Raw genomic sequence first — 19,996 nt, 5'->3', positions numbered from 1 at the left:
TGCCGGCGGCAGCCGGGTTCAACGCGGCAGGGAAAAGACAGTGAGCTGGCCGCCAAGCGCCGTATAGCGCGACAGGCTCTGATAGGCGCCGACCGCGCCGGAGCCGTCGGCCGGATCCGTGAGACCCGCCGCGAGCCCGATGCCGGCCCAGCCGCCAACGCCCGACAGCACCGCCACATATTGCCTGCCGTCATGCCGGTAGGTGGTGACGTTGCCGATGATCCCCGACGGCGTCTTGAAGCGGAAGAGCGCTTTGCCGCTCTCAGCATCAACCGCCTTCAGATAGCCTTCCAGCGTGCCGTAGAAGACCACATCGCCGGCGGTTGCCAGGATGCCTGACCAGACGGAGAAGCGCTCGGGGATGGTCCAGGCGATCTTGCCCGTCGCGCGATCCACGGCGGTGACGCTGCCCATCGGATTGTCGCCCTTGAACGCGCCGACTTCGTCCGGTCCCGGAAAGATGCGCAAGGTCGCGCCGACATAGGGCTGGCCCGCCGTATAGGCGACGCGGAACGGCTCGTAGTCCATGCAGACATGGTTGGTCGGCACGTAGAAGAGCTGCGTCTTCGGCGAATAGGCAGCCGGCTGCTCGTTCTTGGCGCCGGGCGCGCCGGGGCAGATGCCCTCGACATTCATGTCCTCGCCCATGCCGTCCTGGTCCGTCGAGAAAGCCGGGTCACGGATCGGCCGGCCATAGTCGGGGCTCGCCGGGTCCGTCTCGACGCCGCTCGCCCAATTTACCGATGGGTCGAACTTATCCGCCCACAGCAACTCGCCGGTGGCGCGGTCCAGCGTGTAGCCGAAGCCGTTTCGGTCGAAATGGGTCAGGAGCTTGCGGTCCCGTCCCGCAACGGCGCCCTCTGTCAGGATCATCTCGTTGACGCCGTCGAAGTCCCATTCGTCGTGCGGCGTCATCTGGTAGACCCAGCGCGCGACCCCGGTGTCGATGTCGCGGGCGATGATGGCGTTCGACCACTTGTTGTCGCCCGGCCGCTGCACCGGGTTCCAGGACGCCGGGTTGCCGGTCCCGTAGTAGACAAGGCCGAGGTCCGGATCGGCGGAGAACCAGCCCCAGGGGCAGGCGCCGCCGATCTGCCACTGCTCGCCTTCCCAGCTCTTGAGCGAGGACTCCGCGCCAACCGGCTTGCCGAGGACGGTGGTCGTCTTAGGGTCGAACAGGATGTCCGCATCGGGCCCGGTGGCATAGGCGCGCCACAACCGCTCGCCCGTTGTCTCGTCATAGGCGGTGAGATGGCAGCGCACGCCGAACTCGCCGCCAGCAAGGCCGACGATGACCTTGCCCTTGATCGGCAAGACGGTCGCCGTGTTCACCTCGCCCTTGGTCGGATCGCCGTTCTTCACCGACCACTTCACCGCGCCGGTCCTGGCGTCGAGCGCCACCAGCGTGGTGTCGGCCTGATGGAGGAAGATCGTGCCGTCGTCGTAAGCAAGGCCGCGATAGACGGTGTCGCAGCACATCACCTCGATCACCTGGCTGTCCTGCCGCGGCTCGTAGCGCCAGAGGATCGCCCCGTCATTCTTCAGGTCGAGCGCATAGACCGTGTTCGGAAAGGGCGTGTGGACATACATGACGTCGCCGACGACCAGCGGCCCGCCCTCGTGGCCGCGCAACACGCCGGTCGAGAAGCTCCAGGCCGGCCGCAGCGTGCCGACATTGTCGCGGGTAATCTCGTCGAGCGTGGAATAGCGCGTGTTAGCGAAGTCGCCGGTCTGGATCGCCCAATTGGCGGGATCGGCGATGAGGCCCGGGAGGTCGGAGGCAGCCGCCGGTTGCGCGAAGTACCAGGCGATCAGCATCAACAACAGTCGCATGCAGCAAACCTCCTCGTCTGCCCGGCCGGCGTTCCGCCCTGAAGGTTCTGGATCGCTGCTGTGCCGTTCCGGTCGGCTGTAGTCTCCTCCGGCGCAGCACCGCAAGCGCCACATGCCCCACGCATCTTTCATTCCTCGCCGTCTTCCGCCATATGGACGCCATGCAGGAGCCAGCCCACAGCGGCGAGCCGTCCATCCCCTTTGCCAGGATGAACGGGCTCGGCAACGAGATCATCGTCGCGGACCTCCGTGGCGGGTCGGCGCGCATCTTGCCGGCTGCGGCCATCGCCCTCGCCGGCCAGCCGGACACGCATTTCGATCAGATCATGGCGATCCATGATCCGCTGACGCCGGGCACCGACGCCTTTATCCGCATCATCAATGCCGATGGCACTGAAGCGGGCGCCTGCGGCAACGGCACGCGCTGCGTCGTCCAGGCGCTCGCCGCCGAGACCGGCCGCACCGCCTTCACCTTCGAGACCCGCGCCGGCATCCTGAATGCCGAGGAGCGCGAGGACGGGCTGATCTCGGTCGACATGGGCCAGCCGCGCTTCGCCTGGAACGAGATTCCGCTGGCCGAGGAGTTCCGCGACACCCGGGCCATCGAGCTGCAGATCGGCCCGATCGATGCGCCGGTGCTGCATTCGCCCTCCGTCGCCTCGATGGGCAATCCGCATGCGATCTTCTGGGTCGATCGCGACGTCTGGTCCTACGAACTCGATCGGTTCGGTCCGATCCTCGAGAACCATCCGATCTTTCCCGAGCGCGCCAATATCTCGATCGCTCAGGTGACGAACCGCTCGGCGCTGACGCTGCGCACCTGGGAGCGTGGCGTGGGGCTCACCAAGGCCTGCGGCTCGGCCGCCTGCGCCGCCGCCGTTTCGGCGGCCCGTACGCGCCGCACCGGCCGCACCGTTTCCGTCACCGTTCCGGCGGGTGGCGAACTCCTGATCGACTGGCGCGAAAGCGACGACCACGTGATCATGACCGGCCCGGCCGAGTGGGAATGGTCCGGCCGGCTCGATCCGGTGACCGGCGCGTTCACGCGTGATGCCGCTGCGGCCGATGCCGCAGTCGCTGTCTAGGCGGACCATCATGGGCGTCGAGGTGATCTCCTTCGGCTGCCGCCTCAACACCTACGAGGCGGAGGTGATGAAGCGCGAGGCCGAGGCCGCCGGGCTCGGCAGCGCCGAGGGCGGTGCCATCCTCGTCAACACCTGCGCCGTTACCGCCGAGGCGGTGCGCCAGGCGCGCCAGCAGATCCGCCGCGCCCGCCGCGACAATCCGGGCGCCCGCATCGTCGTCACCGGCTGCGCCGCGCAGACGGAAGGCGCACGCTTCGCCGCGATGGACGAGGTCGACGCCGTCATCGGCAACGACGACAAGCTGTCTTCCGCCGCCTACCGCGCCCTGCCCGACTTCGGCGTCTCCGCCGAAGAGAAGATCCGCGTCAACGACATCATGAGCGTCACCGAGACGGCCGGCCATATGGTCGATGCCATCGAGGGGCGCGCCCGCGCCATCGTGCAGGTGCAGAACGGCTGCGACCACCGCTGCACCTTCTGCATCATTCCCTACGGCCGGGGCAATTCGCGCTCCGTGCCGATGGGCGCGGCGGTGGACCAGGTGAAGCGCCTCGTCGCCGGCGGCTACAACGAGGTGGTGCTGTCCGGCGTCGACATGACGAGTTGGGGCGCCGACCTGCCCGGAAAAGCGCGGCTCGGCACGCTCGTGCAGGCGATCCTGAAGCACGTGCCGGAGCTGAAGCGCCTGCGCCTCTCCTCGATCGATTCCGTCGAGGCCGACCCGGCGCTTGTCGAGGCGATCGGCGGCGAGAGCCGGCTGATGCCGCATCTCCACCTATCTCTGCAGGCCGGCGACGACATGATCCTGAAGCGGATGAAGCGTCGGCACCTGCGCGACGACGCCATCCGGTTCTGCCAGGACATGCGCGCCCGCCGGCCGGACATCGTCTACGGCGCCGACATCATCGCTGGCTTCCCGACCGAAACCGAGGCGATGTTCGAGAACTCGCTGCGCCTCGTCGAGGACTGCGGGCTGACGCATCTCCACGTCTTTCCGTTCTCCCCGCGCGAGGGCACGCCGGCCGCCCGCATGCCGCAGTTGCCCCGTGCTGTGATCAAGGAGCGCGCGGCCCGGCTGCGCGCCGCCGGCGAGGTGGCCCATCTCAAGCATCTTGCGGCGATGGTCGGCACCCGCCAGCGCGTCCTCGTCGAGCGCGAAGGGCTTGGCCGCACGGAGGATTTCACGCTCACGGCGATCGGCTTCGGCATTCCCGGATCGATCGTCGACGCTATCATTGCCGGTGAGGACGGCGAACGGCTGACCGCCATCGCCCCCGGCGAGGCGCTGGCCGCCTGATCGCCACGACCCGCCGCTGACGAGCCCGAAGGAACAGACCCGACATGGCCGAGAAAAAGGGCTTTTTCCGCCGCATCTTCTCCTTCGCCAATGCGCCGGAGGACGATCGCGTGCCGGAGCACGCAATGGCGCCGCGGTCGGACGATACGCTGGTCGGCGTCACGCCCGGCGCGCCGGATCCCGACCTTCACCATCCGGCTCTCGCCGACGCCCAGGCCGATGCCGAGGCGGGTGCAAGTCCGGATGACGGCGGCGGCATCACGCCGCTGAAGGACATGCAGGCTGCCAGCGGGAAGACACCACCGGCAAGCGATACGTCCGCAGCTGCGCCGGACGAGGCTCAAAAAAAAACTCCGTAGTCCAGGCTGAGGCGGCCTATTCGGCCGCTGTAGACGCTCCGACCGCAGCTACGATTGCCGCAGCGGACGTATATACGACGCCTGTCGCCGCCGATCTGCCGGTCGAGCCAATTTCTGTCGAGCCCACCTCGACGGCTGCGGGCACAGACGACATCCCGACCGCGGCCCGCTTCGACGCATCGGCGGCAGAGAGCGCACGTGCGCAGACGCCACCGGCAGCAGCGCGCGTCTCGCCTGCGGACACGGAAGCAGAGGATGACAGACCCGCCGACTTCTCCTGGCTCGACGCGCCGGAGCCAGTCGCTGAGCCGGACGAACGGCCGTCCGCCGCCTCTGTCGACATCGAGACGCTCGAGGACGAGACTGAGCTACGCTCGAGTGACAGCCCCCGGCTTGGGGATGCCCACGAACCCGCTGCCATCAAGCCAAGCAGCGATTTTTCCTGGCTGGACGCGCCAGCGCCCGAGCCGGCGGAAGAGGCGAGCTTCGACTGGCTCGATGCCGAAGCGCCACTGCCGGAGCACGTCGCCAGCGAGCCGGAGCCGGAGGCGGTCACGCCGGCCGGCGAGACTGTCCTGGTACCCGCCGCTGGTGCAACACCTGGCGCCCTGCCGGCCGGCGCCGCGGCGGCGGGATCCACGGTCTCAACTGGCGAAGGCGGCTTCCGCCTGCGCGATCGCGATGCCGTGCCGCCGGTCGCCCCGCTCGTCATCGAGCCGGTGCGCGCGCCCTGGTTCCAGCGCCTGCGCGAGGGCCTGTCACGGTCCTCCAATCAACTCTCCGGCTCGATCACCGCGCTGTTCACCAAGCGGCGGCTGGACGAGGAGACGCTGCAGGATTTTGAGGACGTGCTGATCCAGGCCGATCTCGGCGTCGAGACGGCGATGCGCATCACAGGCCGGCTCGCCGACGGGCGCTTCGGCCGCGAAATCTCCGGCGATGCCGTGCGCGCCATTCTCGCCGACGAGGTCGAGACGGTGCTGAAGCCGGTGGCGATCCCGCTGGAGCTCGACCTCGAGAAGAAGCCGCATGTCATCCTGGTCGTTGGTGTCAATGGCACCGGCAAGACGACGACGATCGGAAAGCTCACGGCCAAGCTGGCGCGGGCCGGGCTGAAGGTGACGCTCTGCGCCGGCGACACGTTTCGCGCCGCGGCCGTCGAGCAGTTGAAGATCTGGGGCGAGCGCACCGGCTCGCCCGTCGTCGCCAGAGCCACCGGCGCCGATGCGGCCGGGCTCGCCTACGAGGCCTATGACGAAGCGGTGGCAAACGATTCCGATGTCCTCATCATCGACACCGCCGGCCGCCTGCAGAACAAGGCCGAGCTGATGGCAGAGCTGGAAAAGATCGTCCGCGTCCTCTCGAAGCGCGAACCGGACGCGCCGCACACGGTGCTGCAGACGCTGGACGCCACCACCGGCCAGAACGCCCTCAGCCAGGTCGAGATCTTCCGCAACGTGGCTGGCGTCAACGGCCTCGTCATGACCAAGCTCGACGGCACCGCGCGCGGCGGTATCCTCGTCGCCATTGCGGCGCGCTATAAGCTGCCGGTCTACTTCATCGGCATCGGCGAAGGGATCGACGACCTCGAACCCTTCAAGGCGCGCGATTTCGCGCAGGCGATCGCGGGTGGGGGTGCGGCGGCCTAAGGCTGCCGCCTGAAATAGGTCGCCTTCGCAGGCGAGAGACGAACCTGAAACGCAACGGGAAGGCGCATGAGCGACCACATCGTCGAGGACGGCCCAAACGCGCCGCATAAGCGGGAGATGAACCCGCTCCTCAAATTTGCGCTGGAGCTCGGGCCGCTGCTCGTCTTCTTCTTCGCCAACTCGCGCAGCGAGGCACTCGCCGCGAATCTGCCCTTCCTGGCCGGTCTCGGCGGTCCGCTCTTCGTCGCCACGGCCCTCTTCATGACGGCCACCGCGGTCGCGCTGGCGGTCTCCTGGGCGATGACGCGGACGCTGCCGCTGATGCCGCTCGTCTCCGGCGCCGTCGTCCTCGTCTTCGGCACGCTGACGCTCTGGCTGCAGGACGAGACCTTCATCAAGATGAAGCCGACGATCGTGAATCTGCTCTTCGCCTCGGTCCTGCTCGGCGGGCTCCTCTTCGGCAAGTCGCTGCTCGGCTACGTCTTCGACCAGGCCTTCAAGCTCGACGCGGAGGGCTGGCGCAAGCTGACCTTGCGCTGGGGCCTGTTCTTCATCGTCCTCGCCGTCCTCAATGAGGTGGTCTGGCGCGGCGCCGGCATCGTTTACGCACCCGACACCAAGGCCGCCGACGACTTCTGGGTCGCCTTCAAGGTCTGGGCGACGATGCCGCTGACGGTGGTGTTCATGCTGTTCCAGCTGCCGCTCCTGAAGCGTCATGCACTGGAGGAGCAGACCGTCCCGGTTCCGCCGACGCTGGAATAGGCGAAGGTGAGTGCCGGCGCGCATTGCGATGCGTCCGGGGCGACACGATATCGGATTCATGAGCCCTGTTCCGCGGGGCGCCCACTCAAGGATCCGACCATCATGCTCGACGTGCAGAAACTTCTCGGCCAGTTCCTCGGTGCCGGCATGCCCGGCGGGTCGGGCCACTCAGGCCAGCAGGGACGGCCCGGGCAGGGCGGAAGTGCGTCGTCTTTTGGCAGCGGCGGCGGATCGATCCAGGACCAGATCGGCGGTCTCCTGCGCACCCATGGCGCCTCTGCCCTCTCCGGAGGGCTGGCCGGCGGGCTCGCCTCGCAGCTCTTCCGCGGCAAGGGTCTCTCCAAGCTGGGCGGCACGGCGCTGAAGGTCGGCGGCGCGGCGCTGGTCGCGGGCCTCGCCTACAAGGCCTACCAGAACTACCAGGGGAAGACCGGCGGCTTCTCCGGCGCCGGGTTCGGCGGCTTTGGCGGCGGCGCGTCGACGCCGAGCGCCGGAGCGTCCGATGGCGCCATCGCGCTGCCCGCGCCGGAGGGCACCCCCTTCCTGCCGAAGGGCGAGGAGGAGGATCGTGCCCGCCTGATGCTCTCCGCCATGATCGCCGCGGCCAAGGCCGATGGCTATATCGATGCCGGGGAGCAGCAGGCGATCTTCGGCCGCATCGGCGAGCTCGACCTCGACAGCGAGGCCAAAGGCTTCGTCATCGACGAAATGCAGAAGCCCCTGTCTGTCGATGAACTCGTATCCCGCGCCACGACGCCGGAGGCGGCGGTCGAGGTCTATACTGCCTCGCTTCTCGCCATCGATCCCGATCATCCGGCCGAAAAGGCCTATCTCGACATGCTGGCGGCCCGCCTGAACCTGCCGGCCGAGCTGACAGCCGAGGTCCGCCGCACCGCGGACGAGGTGACGGGAAGCTGAACCACGTCACGGTGCTGGTGACATCGATCGGCGACCTGCTTTGTACAGTAGACGCCGAGATCGTACTGACATTGTAAGTACTTTCCGGTCGTGTTAGCGTTTTTGCTCATGCGGAAGGTCAACCGCCGGCCGAGGTCCAGCCATGTCGCTTGCCAAGAAGAAGGACAACTTCACCGCTCGGATCGCCCCAAAAGATCTGGAGCTTATCAAGCGTGCGGCGGAGACGTCCGGGAAAAGCGTGTCGACCTTCGTGATCGAAGCTGCCACCCGCAGTGCTGAGAAGGCCCTGATGGACCAGCGTTTCCTACATCTGGAGGGGGATCTGTTCGACACCATTTCCGAAGCGATCTCGCGGCCGGCACGGGTTCATCCTGAGCTTGCCGAGCTTCTCCAGAATGGTAGCGAATGGGCGACTTCCGATCGCTAGGGCTCTTCGCTCCTGAACCTCTGACGGCCAGCCACGACTTCTCCGGCTTCTCCTGCGGCAAGCCGAGCTTGGATACGTGGCTGGCCGACATGGCTCTTCATAACCAAGCCGCGAATTATACGCGCACCTTTGTCGTCCGAGACCGGGACATGCAGGTTAAGGGTTACTATGCCCTGTGTGCCGGGATGATCCTGAGGAAGGACGCTCCACGCAAGCTGGCCCGACACGGCGCGCCGAGTGAAATCCCGATCGCGCTCCTGGCGCGGTTTGCGATCCATAGCGGATTGCAGGGACGCGGCATCGGCAAGGCTCTTCTCGCTCATGCTCTGCGAACGGCGGCATCTGCTACGCAGGCCGTTGCCTTCCGGGCCTTGATCGTCGACGCGGTCGATGAGGAGGCCGCGGTCTTCTACCGCAAGCTCGGCTTCGAAGAGACCAAGATCAGCCCGATGAAGCTCATCCTGCCGATGCAGGACGTGATTGCCGCCATGTTCCCGCCAGACGATTGATCCCCGACGCCACTAGCCCGGCTCTGCCGCCTCAGCTCTTCGACTTGAGCGCGGCCTCGACGGCGGGGATGAGACCGGACGTCACCGCCTCTTCGCTGAAGGGCCCGGTCTGCTTCCAAAGGATCGTCCCGTCCGTGCCGACGAGGAAGGTCTCGGGAACGCCATAGACGCCCCAGTCGATCGTCGCGCTGCCCTTCTCGTCGACGCCGATTGCCGCATAGGGATTGCCGAGGCCGGCGAGGAAGCCGGCGGCGTTCGCCGGCTTGTCCTTGTAGTTGATCGCCACCAGCCGGAAGCGCGGATCACGCGCCAGCCGCATCAGGATCGGATGCTCCTCGCGGCAGGGCCCGCACCAGGAGGCGAAGACGTTGACGAGCACGGGCCGCCCGTCGCCGGGCGCGGAAAGGTCGAGGCCCGGCATCGGCGTGCCGTCGGCGGCCGTCGCACCCGCGAGCGGCGGCAGCACGGTCTTCGGTGCCGGCTTGCCGATCAGCACGGAGGGGATCTCCTGCGGGTTATGCCCGGACAGGAGCTGGTAGAGGAAGATGCCGGCGAGGCCTGCAAAGAGCAGCACCGGCAGCATCGCCAGCCAGGATCGCCGGCGCGGCGCCACCGTCTCACGCGTCTCCGCGCCGCTCATGCCACGGGCTCCTGCGGCGCGCGGGCCTCGGCCCGCGCAGCCGACCGCCGGCGCACGCCGCGCGCCTCGAGCGCCGCGAGCTGGCGTCGCTGCTGGCGGCCCTCGAAGACGATCCAGCCGGCAAGCGCCAGGAGCGCCAGCAGTGAAATGCCATAAGCGGCGATGATGAAGGCGGCGTATTCGTTCTGCATGAGCGTCAAGCCTCGGCGCTGCGGGCGGCCAGCCGCGACAGGGCCGCAACGCGCCGGCGCAGCACCTCGGTGCGCATCGCCGTCAGATGCAGCGCGAAGAACAGGAGCGAGAAACCGACCGCCGCGGTCAGCAGCGGCACGAGGAAAACCATCGGCATCGCCGGACCATCGGCCCGGATGACGCTCGCCGACTGGTGCAGCGTGTTCCACCAGTCCACCGAGAACTTGATGATCGGGATGTTGACGAAGCCGACGAGGACGAGGATGGCCGCAGCCTTGGCGGAGCGACCGGGCTCGTCGAGCGCGCGGGTCAACGCGATCAGGCCGAGATACATCAGGAACAGCACAAAGACGGAAGTCAGCCGCGCATCCCAGACCCACCAGGTGCCCCACATCGGTCGCCCCCAGATGGAGCCCGTGACGAGCGCGAGGAAGGTGAACACAGCGCCGATCGGCGCCGCCGCCTTCACCGAGACGTCGGCCAGCGGGTGGCGCCAGACTAGCGTGCCCAGCGCCGAAGCGCTCATCACTGTCCACACCATCATGGACAGCCATGCGAAGGGCACGTGGATGAACATGATCTTCACTGTCGAGCCCTGCTGGTAGTCGTCGGGCGCGGCGAAGCCGAGGCCGAGGCCGGCGACGATTGCGATCAGCGCGAGCGCGTAGATCCACGGCTGCACCCACCCCGACAGCTCCAGGAAGCGCGTCGGATTGGCAAGGAGCGCGAAGCGCGACGGCTTTGCGGTAGTGGCGACGTCGGACATGGCGCAGATTTAGACTGTCTCGAAGGTGCGGGCAAATGGTGCCTCGCGTCCGAGATGCCCGGCAACGCGAAGTACCCCTATTCGAAAATGCGGACTGGAACGTACTACAAAACGTACTACAATCCTGACGATTGAACGGAGCCTCCGATGCGCTTCGAGTGGGATGAGACCAAGGACCGGGATAACATTGCCAAGCACGGTGTGAGCTTTGCACAAGCAGCCGGCATCTTTCATGGCTTCACGCTCGACTGGGTCGACGACCGTTTCGGCTATGGCGAGGTCCGCGAGATCAGCATCGGACTGGCCGATGGAGTGGCAATTCTGGTGGTGGTGCACACGGACCGGGATGGTGTCTGCCGGCTGATTTCGGCGCGACCAGCCCTCAGACGCGAAAGGAAGCTCTATGAGCAAGCGATACGAAACGCCCTTGAGAGGTGATCAACTCACAGCGCTGCCGGACGACGAGATCGATACCACCGACATCCCGCCGCTCGACGAAAACTTCTGGAAGAACGCGAAAGTCTCGCCTCCGCGGACAAAGCCGAACGTTTCGCTGCGACTGACGGAAGAGGTTCTGGCCTTCTTCAAGGAGGAAAGTCCCAAGGGCTATACCTCGCGCATGTCGGCTGTGTTGACGGCCTATGTACGGGCTCATCAGCCAAAGCCGTGATTTCAGCAGCAGGCTTGAAACGGCAGAGCCGAAGCCCGGCCGCATTCAATCCGCACTCGCCCGCAGTGCCGCAGCGGCCGCGATCGGCCCGAGTACGCTGAAGAAGAGGGTCAAGGCGCAGAGGATCAGGAATGGCGGCAGGAACGGGTCGGGGTCGTTGACCGCGCCATAGGTGGCGGAGACGCCGAAGATCAGCACCGGGATCGCCATCGGCAGAACCAGCACGGAGACGAGCAGCCCGCCCCGCGGCAGCGCCACAGCGACCGCCGCACCGACGGCGCCTATGAAGGTGATCGCCGGCGTTCCCGCCAGGAGCGTCACGGCGACGGCGCCGATCGCGGTCGGCGACAGCGCCAGGAACAGGCCGAGCAGTGGCGCGGCGAGAACGAGCGGCAGGCTCGCGGCACACCAATGCGCCAGGCATTTGGCCAGGACGACGAGCGGCAGCGGCAGCGATCCCGTCGTCAGGATATCCAGCGTCCCGTCGTCACGATCGGCCTGGAACAAGCGGTCGAGCGTCAGAAGCGCCGAGAGCAGCGCGCCGATCCACAGGATCGCCGGCCCGATGCGCGACAGAAGGTTGAGGTCGGGCCCGATGCCGAAGGGTATGGTGGCGACGACCGCGAGGAAGAAGATGACGCCGCTCGCGGCGCCGCCACCGCCGGCCAGCGACAGTTTCAGGTCGCGCAGGAACACCGCCTTCACAGCCAGGCCTCCGCGGCTTCGACCTCGGCCTCGGTGAGGAACCCCTCCGCCGGCGGACGTTGACGCTCCACGACGAGTTCGCCGGCGTTGTCGAGGCCGAGCGGCTGGTGGGTCGCCGCGATGATGATCCCGCCCTCGTCCCGGTGGCGCCCGAAGATGCCGGCGAGCCGTTCCTGCGAGGCGGCGTCCAGCGCCCCGGTCGGCTCGTCGAGGAGCCAAACCGGCCGTGGGGCCACCAGCAGGCGGGCGAGGCTCGCCCGCCGCTGCTGACCGGCTGACAGGTAGCCGAAGGGCAGCGATGCGACGCCGGGCAGCCCCACCGCCTCCAGCGCCGCCGCGATGGCAGCGGACTCGTCCTCAGGCAAGGTATGCTTCAAACCGGCGCTCCGGCCGCCGAGAAAGCGTCGCCAGAAGCTCAAATTGGCGGCGACCGTCAGGCCCGGCTTCATCGCATTGCGGTGCCCGACATAGTGCGCGACCTCGGCAAGACGCTCGGCGGGCTCGCCACCGGGGCCGATCGCACCTTCGATCCGCACCGATCCGCCGCCCGGCGGCAGCAGTCCGGCAAGGGTGCGCAAGAGCGTCGACTTGCCGGCGCCGTTGGCACCGATGACGACCAGCGCCTCGCCGCCCGCGAGCGTGAAGTTGAATGGCCCGGCGACGGTCTCGCCGCCGCGCGCGGCATACAGTCCGGCGGCGCCCACCGTGATCGTCAAAGATGCGGTCCCTGCGGCATGGTCTCCGCTTAGCGATGCCGGCGAGCGGCTGCAACTGACTTGCCGAGCCGGAGGACTCCAGCCGCGCTGCCGCAATGTCGTGCCGAGGCTTGCGCCTCTTGTCGACAATTTTACCGTGAAGCCCACGACGGTCTTTATAGCCGTTACAAACTTGCCTATAAGGGCGCCGACCACGCCAGCGACCGGGGTGGAAACGGTTCAGAGCCGATTCGTGCAGCCTGCAGGCACCGCAGGCAGCCGGGGCGGACAAGCGGAAATGGTCGCACCCGCATCCTCCGGCGCTTCCGCGGCGCCATAGGCGTTCGCCCTTCGGACTTACACTCCAGTTCGTGAAGGAACGAAGCCCCGTGTCCAAAGCACCCGACAGCTTCAAATGCCGCAAGACGCTCGTCGTCGACGGCAAGTCTTATGTCTATTTCGATCTGCAGGAAGCCGAGCGTAACGGCCTCACCGGCGCCTCGCGCCTCCCCTTCTCCATGAAGGTGATCCTGGAGAATCTCCTGCGCAGCGAAGACGACCGCACCGTCTCGGCTGATGACGTTCGCGCCGTCGTCAAGTGGCTGGATGACAAGGGCAAGGCTGGCTACGAGATCGCCTACCGTCCCGCCCGTGTGCTGATGCAGGACTTCACCGGCGTTCCGGCCGTCGTCGACCTCGCGGCCATGCGCGATGCGACGGCCAATCTCGGCGCTGACGCCAACCGCATCAACCCGCTGGTGCCGGTCGATCTCGTCATCGACCACTCCGTGATGGTCGACTATTTCGCCCGCCCGGATTCCTTCAAGCGCAATGTCGACGTCGAGTACGACCGCAACGGCGAGCGCTACACCTTCCTGCGCTGGGGCTCCGAAGCCTTCCGGAACTTCCGGGTCGTGCCGCCCGGCACCGGCATCTGCCATCAGGTCAATCTCGAATACCTGTCGCAGACGGTGTGGACGAAGGACGAGGACGGCGAGACGATCGCCTATCCTGACACCCTCGTCGGCACCGACTCGCACACCACCATGGTCAACGGCCTCGCCGTTCTCGGCTGGGGCGTCGGCGGCATCGAGGCGGAGGCCGTCATGCTCGGCCAGCCGATCTCCATGCTCATCCCCGAGGTGATCGGCTTCCGGCTCGACGGCAAGCTGCCGGAAGGCACGACCGCGACCGATCTCGTCCTGACCGTCACGCAGATGCTGCGCAAGAAGGGCGTCGTCGGCAAGTTCGTCGAGTTCTACGGCCCCGGCCTGTCGAACCTGACGCTCGAGGACCAGGCAACCATCGCCAACATGGCGCCGGAATATGGCGCGACCTGCGGCTTCTTCCCGATCGACAAGGACACGATCTCCTATCTGGAGGCGACCGGCCGCGATAAGCACCGCATCGCGCTCGTCGAGGCCTATGCCAAGGCGCAGGGCATGTTCCGCCAGGACGGCACCGAGGATCCGGTCTTCACCGACTCGCTGTCGCTCGACCTCGGAACGGTTGTGCCGTCGCTCGCCGGCCCGAAGCGCCCGCAGGACCGCGTGCCGCTGGATCAGGCCGCGCAGCAGTTCCCGGCCGCGCTTGCCGACATCATCGCCAGCTCCAAGAAGAAGGGCACCGGCGCGCCAGCCGACCGCACGCGCTATGACGTGGACGGCGCCGACCATGGCCTTGCCCATGGCGACGTTGTGATCGCGGCGATCACCTCCTGCACCAATACGTCGAACCCGAACGTCCTCGTTGCGGCCGGCCTCCTCGCCCGCAACGCCAATGCGCGCGGCCTGAAAGCCAAGCCCTGGGTGAAGACCTCGCTGGCCCCGGGCTCGCAGGTCGTCACGGAGTATCTGAACCGCGCCGGCCTGCAGGGTGATCTCGACGCGCTCGGCTTCAATCTCGTGGGCTATGGCTGCACCACCTGCATCGGCAATTCCGGCCCGCTGCCGGAGCCGATCTCCGAGACGATCAACGCCAACGACCTCGTCGCCTGCTCGGTGCTGTCCGGCAACCGCAACTTCGAGGGCCGCGTCAATCCGGACGTGCGGGCGAACTACCTCGCCTCGCCGCCGCTGGTCGTCGCCTATGCGATCGCCGGCTCGCTCTTCGTCGACATCACCAAGGAGCCGCTCGGCCAGGATCAGGACGGCAATGACGTCTTCCTGAAGGACATCTGGCCGTCGACCCAGGAGATCGCAGAGGTCGTCCGCAAGACCGTCACCCGCGACATGTTCGAAAGCCGCTATGCCGACGTCTTCCGCGGCGACGAGCACTGGCAGAAGATCAGCGTCTCGGGCGGCCTCACCTACGACTGGGACGACCGCTCCACCTATGTGCAGAACCCGCCCTACTTCGAGGGCATGTCGATGGAGCCCAAGCCGGTCACGGACATCAAGGATGCACGCATCCTCGGCCTCTTCCTCGACTCGATCACCACCGACCACATCTCGCCGGCGGGTTCGATCAAGAAGGACGGTCCGGCCGGCGATTATCTCGTCAGCCATCAGGTGCGGCCGGTGGACTTCAACTCCTATGGCGCGCGTCGCGGCAACCACCAGGTGATGATGCGCGGCACCTTCGCCAACATCCGCATCAAGAACCAGATGCTTCCGGGTATCGAGGGCGGCGTCACGCGTCACTTCCCGTCCAACGAGCAGCTGCCGATCTATGACGCAGCCATGCGCTACAAGGACGAAGGCGTGCCGCTGGTGATCCTGGCGGGCAAGGAGTACGGCACCGGCTCCTCGCGTGATTGGGCGGCCAAGGGAACCGTGCTGCTCGGCGTGCGCGCCGTGATCGCGCAGTCCTTCGAGCGTATCCACCGCTCCAATCTCGTCGGCATGGGTGTCGTGCCCTTCGTGTTCGCCGAGGAAGGAACGTCCTGGGAGTCGCTCGGCATCAAGGGCGACGAGACCGTCACCATCGAGGGGCTGACCACCATCCAGCCGCGCCAGACGCTCGACGCCACGGTGACGCGTGCCGACGGCACGTCCTTCACCGTGCCGCTCTACTGCCGCATCGATACGCTGGACGAGCTCGAGTACTACAAGAACGGCGGCATCCTGCACTACGTGCTGCGCCAGCTCGCAGCCTGATGCATACCGGCCGCCGGTGCGCCGGCGGCTGCCTGCCCTGCTCAATGATGCCGTCGCCGAGTCCAGCTCGGCGGCGGCATCATCGTTTCGTGACGAGGGCAATGTAGGAATTCTTCCCATGGCCGCGACGCAGCGGCGTCCATAGACTGTCCATCGCCGTGTACCCGTAACCGTAACGGCCCGGTCACCCGCAAGTGAGTGGCCGACAGCTGGAACGGCAACTAGGTTGGGGGATGATGACGACACAGGATCGGTTGTTCCGGCCGGCCATGTCGGCCGGGCGGGCAGCGCTGCGCAAGGCGTCGCAGTCCCTCGCGGCGATTTCGCTCGTTGCGAGCCTCACGACCTCGCTTCCTGTGCATGCACAGGAGCAGACTGTCAGCAGCAGCCGCACGAGCGCCGTGATCGAGCTCTTCAGCAGCCAGGGCTGCACATCCTGCCCGCCGGCCGAGCGCATCTTTGCCGAAATGGCCAAGGAAAGCGATATCGTCGCCCTCGCCTACCACGTGGACTACTGGGACTATATCGGCTGGTCGGATACGCTGGGCTCAAAGGCCAACACCGAGCGTCAGCGCGCCTATGCCCGCTCCTTCGGCACCAGCACGATCTATACGCCGCAGGTGGTGGTCAATGGCCGCAAGGACGTCATCGGCTCGCGTGAGGCCGACATCCGCCGCGCCATCGCGGACGTGCCGCTGGGCGCCGGGGGCGCTTCCGTCGCCATGCGGCGGATCGGTGACCGAATGCATATCACCGCCTCAGTCGGGGACACCGCGGGACAGGTGCCGGTGCTGATGCTGGTCAACTTCAGTCCACCCAGCCGCGTCGAAGTCACCCGTGGCGAGAACAAGGGGAAGACCATCCTCAACGCCAATCCTGTGACGGACTGGCAGATCCTCGGCATGTTCAACGGCAAGCCGCTGGAGGTGGACATGCCGCTGTCGGGCCTGAGGCGTTCGGGCCGGCCGACGGGCGGCTGCGCCGCTCTGATCCAGACGGTCACCGCGGAAGGCGGTCCCGGCCCGATCCTGGCCGCCGCCGTGCTCCAGTTCGGCGGCAGCTGACGGCGGAACACCACGCGACGGCTTGTCTCTGCGCCGGACAAAGGCACAAGCCGCGCACCGGAGCCGACCGCCGGTCCGTTATCCTGCCGGTCCAGTTGATGTCCCTGCTGCCTCGGCGCCACTGGCCGCCGCCAGCGAGGCGAGGAAGCGCTTGGTGCGCTCACGCTGCGGGCGATCGAACACGTCTCGGGCCGGCCCGGTCTCGACGACGACGCCGGCGTCGAGGAACACCACCTCCTGCGCCACCCGCGAGGCGAGCCTCAAATCGTGCGTCGCCATCACCATCGTCGTGCCTTCGCGCGCCAGGCCCGCCAGCACTTCCACCACTTCCTCGGCAAGTTCGGGATCCAGCGCCGATGTCGGCTCGTCGCAGAGAAGCACGCGGGGCGATGGTGCCAGTGCGCGGGCGATGGCGACGCGCTGCTGCTGCCCACCCGAGAGCGTCGAGGGCCAGGCATCGGCCTTGCTGGCGAGCCCGACACGATCCAGAAGTTCCAGCGCACGGGCCTTCGCCCGATCCTTCGACCAGCCGAGCACCGTCACGAGGCCTTCCATGACGTTCTCGATGGCGGTGCGGTGCGGGAACAGCTGGAAGTTCTGGAACACCATGCCGGTCTGCCGGCGCAGCGCCTGGATCTCCGACCAGCGGGTCCGGCGGCCGGGCGTGAAGGTGATCGACGCCTCGCCGATCCGCACGGTTCCGGACGTCGGCACTTCAAGCAAATTGATGCAGCGAAGCAGCGTGCTCTTGCCGCCGCCTGACGGGCCAACCAGCGCGGTGACGCTGCCCTCGGCGAAGCGTCTCGACACGCCTTTCAGGACATGCAGATCGCCGAAGCGCTTGTCGATGTCGATCAGCTCGATCATGCGCGCGCCTCCAGGAAGCCGCCATAGCGGTTGAGACGGTGCTCCAGCCGCACCTGCAGGGCGGACAGCACGGAGGACAGGACGAGATAGATCAGCGCCGCCTCGACATACAGGATCAGCGGCTCATAGGTGACGGCAACGATCCGCTGCGCCGACTGGAACAGCTCCGGCACGGTGATCGCGGCGGCGAGCGAGGTATCCTTGACCAGCGAGATGAAGGTGTTGGAGAGCGGCGGCACGGCGGTGCGCGCCGCCTGCGGCAGGATGGTACGCCGCATCGCCTGCGCCCAACTCATGCCGATGGAATAGGCGGCCTCCCACTGGCCGCGCGGCACCGAGGCGATCACCGCCCTGATGATCTCGGACGTATAGGCGCCGACATTCAGCGTGAAGCCGATCAGCGCCGCGGTGAAGGCGTCGAGCACGATGCCGGCGCTCGGCAGGCCGTAGAAGATCAGGAACAGCTGGACGAGCAGCGGCGTGCCGCGGATCACCCAGACATAGAAGCGAACCACGGCCACCAGCGGGCGCGGGCCGAACAGGCGGATCAGGGCGACGACGAGGCCGAGGCTGAGCCCCAGGACGAAGGAGAGGAGGGTGAGCGGGGCGGTGAAAACAAGGGCCGCCCAAAGGAGCGGCCCCAGCGAATTCAGCATCAGCTGCAGCCAATCCGGCATGCGGCTTCCTTTTCAAGCTTGGGCGGCGTGGCTTACTGCGACACGTCCTGCCCGAAATACTTATCCGAGATCGCCTTGTAGGTGCCGTCGGCCTTGATGTCTTCAAGGGCCTTGTTGATGGCGGCGAGAAGCTCCGGCTCGTTCTTGCGGATGATGATGCCGGAATGCTCGGCGTTCGCCTCCTCGGCGGCGATCTTCACCGGCGCGTCGGGCTTGGCCTTCTTGAAGTCGTAGAAGGACAGGCTGTCGTTGATCGTTGCGTCAGCGCGGCCCTGCAGCACCAACTGGATCGACTGGTCGAAGCCGTCCGTGCCGACGAGCTCGGCGCCGTTCGTCTCGGCGAGCTTGCCGAAGTTGCTGGTCAGCGACTGTGCCGAGCGCTTGCCCTTCAGATCGGGGAAATCCTTGATCTCGTTATTGTCGGCCTTGACGATCAGCACCGCCTTGGACGCGATATAGGGCTCGGAGAAGTCGTACTTCTTCTTGCGCTCCTCGGTGATGCCGACCTGGTTGATCACCGCATCGTAGCGGTTGGCGTCGAGACCGGCGATCAGCCCGTCCCATTTGCCTTCGAGGAACTCGGCCTTGACGCCGAGGCGTTCGGCGACCGCACGGCCGATCTCGACGTCGAAACCGACCAGAGCGCCGCTCGCATCGTGAAAGGTGAAGGGCGCATAGGTGCCTTCGGTGCCGATCTTCAGCGCGCCGGCGGACTTGATCTCGTCGAGATTCGACTGTGCGGTCGCCGGGCCGGCGAGGAGCGCCGCAAGACCGGCGGCGGCGAGGAGAGCATTCCACTTCATCGTGATTGTCCGATATGTGGCGGCGTCATCGGCCGCTGTTGGGATGAGCATGAATCTGATCGAGCAGCGCTGCATCGACAAGGATGGCAGCCTGCGGGATGGGCAGGAATGCGCCTGCAGCGTCCTGAAAAGTGAGCAGAGCGCGCAAAGTTTTTGCAGAGGCGCTCGAACCGGCTCACCTGCTCGCTGCCGTAAGTAGGGCGCCGACCTTGCTCGCACGCCGGATCGCTTCCCGCATTTGCGTAGCCGGCACGGTAAGGCTGGCGCCGTATGGCGGTACGCCCGATTGCGGACGGGCCGGCACACCCGCGCCGCCTCGCCGGGAAGCGAAAATGCGGCATCGGGAACGGGCGCAACGTCGCGGCAGCGTTGCCAAAGCGCCGGGCGCGGCCCCATATTGACAGGACGATGACGGTGCGGCGCGCCTGCTCGTATCCTTAAGCGATACGCTCCTGGCGCATCCCGTCGAACGAGGCGGCGAGGACTGGTCTTGAGTGATCTGACGGGTGAGCGCGAGGGTGCGGCTCCGATCAACCTTGCCGAGGTCCGCCGCGCCTCGAGCCTGCCGGTCGTCTCCTTCGACAGGCGTGAACTGTCCGAGATCCTCCGGGTCTACGGCCGCATGGTCGCCGCCGGCGAGTGGCGGGATTACGCGATCGACACGCTGAAGGACCGGGCCGTCTTCTCCATCTTCCGCCGCTCCAGCGAGATGCCGCTCTACCGGATCGAAAAGGACCCCAAGCTCGCCCGGCGCCAGGGTGCGTATTGCGTGGTCGCTGCCGGCGGGCTGGTGATGCGGCGCGGCCATGATCTCGCAGCCGTCCTGCGCGTCTTCGACAAGGCGCTGCGCCTCGTCGACCGCGCCTGAAGCTCCGGCCGCCACGGCCGTCCGCAGCACCAATCACCCTCCGCCTGCGCTATCGAAGGGCCGGCGAGGATCGATCCTAGCTTCTCCGCGTTGCGCCTCTCGCAGATGGATG

The 19,996-nt window shown here is 66.9% G+C and carries 22 protein-coding genes; 13 read left to right on the top strand and 9 right to left on the bottom strand.

The genetic code is table 11. The annotated features are described in order from the left end of the window. Positions 1 to 18: 18 nt before the first annotated feature. Entirely contained in the window at positions 19 to 1,833 is a 1,815-nt protein-coding gene (locus C0R46_RS16135; protein ID WP_102960687.1) for a methanol/ethanol family PQQ-dependent dehydrogenase, read from the bottom strand. 161 nt (positions 1,834 to 1,994) lie between these two features. Between C0R46_RS16135 and dapF the strand changes: the two genes are divergently transcribed. From dapF to C0R46_RS16095, 8 genes are all read left to right on the top strand, one after another. After that, positions 1,995 to 2,918: a diaminopimelate epimerase gene (dapF, locus tag C0R46_RS16130; protein WP_102960686.1), complete on the top strand. Its 924-nt coding sequence runs from the start codon at positions 1,995 to 1,997 to the stop codon at positions 2,916 to 2,918. Positions 2,919 to 2,928: 10 nt separating this feature from the next. Then, positions 2,929 to 4,215, top strand: coding sequence for a tRNA (N(6)-L-threonylcarbamoyladenosine(37)-C(2))-methylthiotransferase MtaB (mtaB, locus tag C0R46_RS16125; protein WP_102960726.1), 1,287 nt, complete (start codon positions 2,929 to 2,931; stop codon positions 4,213 to 4,215). 44 nt (positions 4,216 to 4,259) lie between these two features. Further along, entirely contained in the window at positions 4,260 to 4,574 is a 315-nt protein-coding gene (locus C0R46_RS16120) for a hypothetical protein (protein WP_102960685.1), read from the top strand. 53 nt (positions 4,575 to 4,627) lie between these two features. Then, entirely contained in the window at positions 4,628 to 6,223 is a 1,596-nt protein-coding gene (gene ftsY, locus C0R46_RS16115; protein ID WP_425349897.1) for a signal recognition particle-docking protein FtsY, read from the top strand. A 66-nt stretch (positions 6,224 to 6,289) separates the two neighbouring features. Further along, positions 6,290 to 6,985, top strand: a complete 696-nt coding sequence (locus tag C0R46_RS16110) for a septation protein A (protein ID WP_102960683.1) — start codon at positions 6,290 to 6,292, stop codon at positions 6,983 to 6,985. 102 nt (positions 6,986 to 7,087) lie between these two features. After that, positions 7,088 to 7,903 carry a tellurite resistance TerB family protein gene (locus tag C0R46_RS16105; RefSeq protein ID WP_102960682.1) on the top strand — a complete coding sequence of 272 codons (816 nt, stop codon included), beginning with the start codon at positions 7,088 to 7,090 and terminating at the stop codon, positions 7,901 to 7,903. Between the two features lie 142 nt (positions 7,904 to 8,045). Continuing rightward, the gene (locus C0R46_RS16100; protein WP_102960681.1) at positions 8,046 to 8,330 is read left to right on the top strand and encodes a type II toxin-antitoxin system TacA family antitoxin; all 285 of its coding nucleotides are present in this window, start codon (positions 8,046 to 8,048) and stop codon (positions 8,328 to 8,330) included. After that, positions 8,309 to 8,839, top strand: a complete 531-nt coding sequence (locus tag C0R46_RS16095; RefSeq protein WP_102960680.1) for a GNAT family N-acetyltransferase — start codon at positions 8,309 to 8,311, stop codon at positions 8,837 to 8,839. The genes C0R46_RS16100 and C0R46_RS16095 overlap by 22 nt, the downstream gene beginning before the upstream one ends. A gap of 31 nt (positions 8,840 to 8,870) precedes the next feature. On the opposite strand, the gene C0R46_RS16090 is transcribed toward C0R46_RS16095, so the two are convergent. Genes C0R46_RS16090 through C0R46_RS16080 form a run of 3 tightly spaced genes read right to left on the bottom strand, consistent with a single transcriptional unit; the run spans position 8,871 to position 10,437 of the window. After that, positions 8,871 to 9,479 carry a DsbE family thiol:disulfide interchange protein gene (locus C0R46_RS16090; protein WP_102960679.1) on the bottom strand — a complete coding sequence of 203 codons (609 nt, stop codon included), beginning with the start codon at positions 9,477 to 9,479 and terminating at the stop codon, positions 8,871 to 8,873. Then, on the bottom strand, positions 9,476 to 9,670 hold the full coding sequence (ccmD, locus tag C0R46_RS16085) for a heme exporter protein CcmD (protein ID WP_102960678.1): 195 nt from the start codon (positions 9,668 to 9,670) through the stop codon (positions 9,476 to 9,478). The genes C0R46_RS16090 and ccmD overlap by 4 nt, the downstream gene beginning before the upstream one ends. Before the next feature lie 5 nt (positions 9,671 to 9,675). Continuing rightward, a complete protein-coding gene (locus tag C0R46_RS16080) occupies positions 9,676 to 10,437 on the bottom strand; it encodes a heme ABC transporter permease (protein WP_102960677.1) in 762 nt (253 codons plus the stop codon). Between the two features lie 147 nt (positions 10,438 to 10,584). Between C0R46_RS16080 and C0R46_RS16075 the strand changes: the two genes are divergently transcribed. Together C0R46_RS16075 and C0R46_RS16070 are read left to right on the top strand one after the other, a co-directional pair. Further along, positions 10,585 to 10,875 carry a BrnT family toxin gene (locus C0R46_RS16075; protein WP_102960676.1) on the top strand — a complete coding sequence of 97 codons (291 nt, stop codon included), beginning with the start codon at positions 10,585 to 10,587 and terminating at the stop codon, positions 10,873 to 10,875. Further along, entirely contained in the window at positions 10,841 to 11,107 is a 267-nt protein-coding gene (locus tag C0R46_RS16070) for a BrnA antitoxin family protein (RefSeq protein WP_102960675.1), read from the top strand. Before C0R46_RS16075 ends, C0R46_RS16070 begins: the two co-directional genes overlap by 35 nt. A gap of 45 nt (positions 11,108 to 11,152) precedes the next feature. Here the strand turns inward: C0R46_RS16070 and ccmB are convergent, their stop codons facing one another. Then, positions 11,153 to 11,812 (bottom strand): heme exporter protein CcmB, encoded by a 660-nt coding sequence (gene ccmB / locus C0R46_RS16065; RefSeq protein ID WP_102960674.1) that lies wholly within the window; start codon positions 11,810 to 11,812, stop codon positions 11,153 to 11,155. Further along, positions 11,809 to 12,522, bottom strand: a complete 714-nt coding sequence (gene ccmA / locus C0R46_RS16060) for a heme ABC exporter ATP-binding protein CcmA (RefSeq protein WP_102960725.1) — start codon at positions 12,520 to 12,522, stop codon at positions 11,809 to 11,811. Before ccmA ends, ccmB begins: the two co-directional genes overlap by 4 nt. Before the next feature lie 374 nt (positions 12,523 to 12,896). Here ccmA and acnA point away from each other — a divergent pair, with 374 nt between their 5' ends. Continuing rightward, positions 12,897 to 15,605 (top strand): aconitate hydratase AcnA, encoded by a 2,709-nt coding sequence (acnA, locus tag C0R46_RS16055; RefSeq protein WP_102960673.1) that lies wholly within the window; start codon positions 12,897 to 12,899, stop codon positions 15,603 to 15,605. A 233-nt stretch (positions 15,606 to 15,838) separates the two neighbouring features. Continuing rightward, entirely contained in the window at positions 15,839 to 16,669 is an 831-nt protein-coding gene (locus C0R46_RS16050) for a DUF1223 domain-containing protein (protein ID WP_102960672.1), read from the top strand. Positions 16,670 to 16,747: 78 nt separating this feature from the next. Here the strand turns inward: C0R46_RS16050 and C0R46_RS16045 are convergent, their stop codons facing one another. From C0R46_RS16045 to C0R46_RS16035, 3 genes are read right to left on the bottom strand one after another with little or no spacing between them, the layout of a single operon-like run. Then, a complete protein-coding gene (locus tag C0R46_RS16045) occupies positions 16,748 to 17,536 on the bottom strand; it encodes an amino acid ABC transporter ATP-binding protein (protein ID WP_102960671.1) in 789 nt (262 codons plus the stop codon). After that, a complete protein-coding gene (locus C0R46_RS16040; protein WP_102960670.1) occupies positions 17,533 to 18,213 on the bottom strand; it encodes an amino acid ABC transporter permease in 681 nt (226 codons plus the stop codon). The genes C0R46_RS16045 and C0R46_RS16040 overlap by 4 nt, the downstream gene beginning before the upstream one ends. Before the next feature lie 32 nt (positions 18,214 to 18,245). Further along, on the bottom strand, positions 18,246 to 19,016 hold the full coding sequence (locus C0R46_RS16035; protein ID WP_102960724.1) for an amino acid ABC transporter substrate-binding protein: 771 nt from the start codon (positions 19,014 to 19,016) through the stop codon (positions 18,246 to 18,248). A 490-nt stretch (positions 19,017 to 19,506) separates the two neighbouring features. Here C0R46_RS16035 and C0R46_RS16030 point away from each other — a divergent pair, with 490 nt between their 5' ends. Then, positions 19,507 to 19,884, top strand: a complete 378-nt coding sequence (locus C0R46_RS16030; RefSeq protein WP_425349895.1) for a DUF2794 domain-containing protein — start codon at positions 19,507 to 19,509, stop codon at positions 19,882 to 19,884. The last annotated feature ends 112 nt before the right edge of the window (positions 19,885 to 19,996 follow it).

Origin of the sequence: Mangrovicella endophytica, from assembly GCF_002893625.1 — a bacterium.
Lineage (GTDB): Bacteria > Pseudomonadota > Alphaproteobacteria > Rhizobiales > Rhizobiaceae > Mangrovicella > Mangrovicella endophytica.
This window is presented reverse-complemented; position numbering and strand designations above follow the sequence as displayed.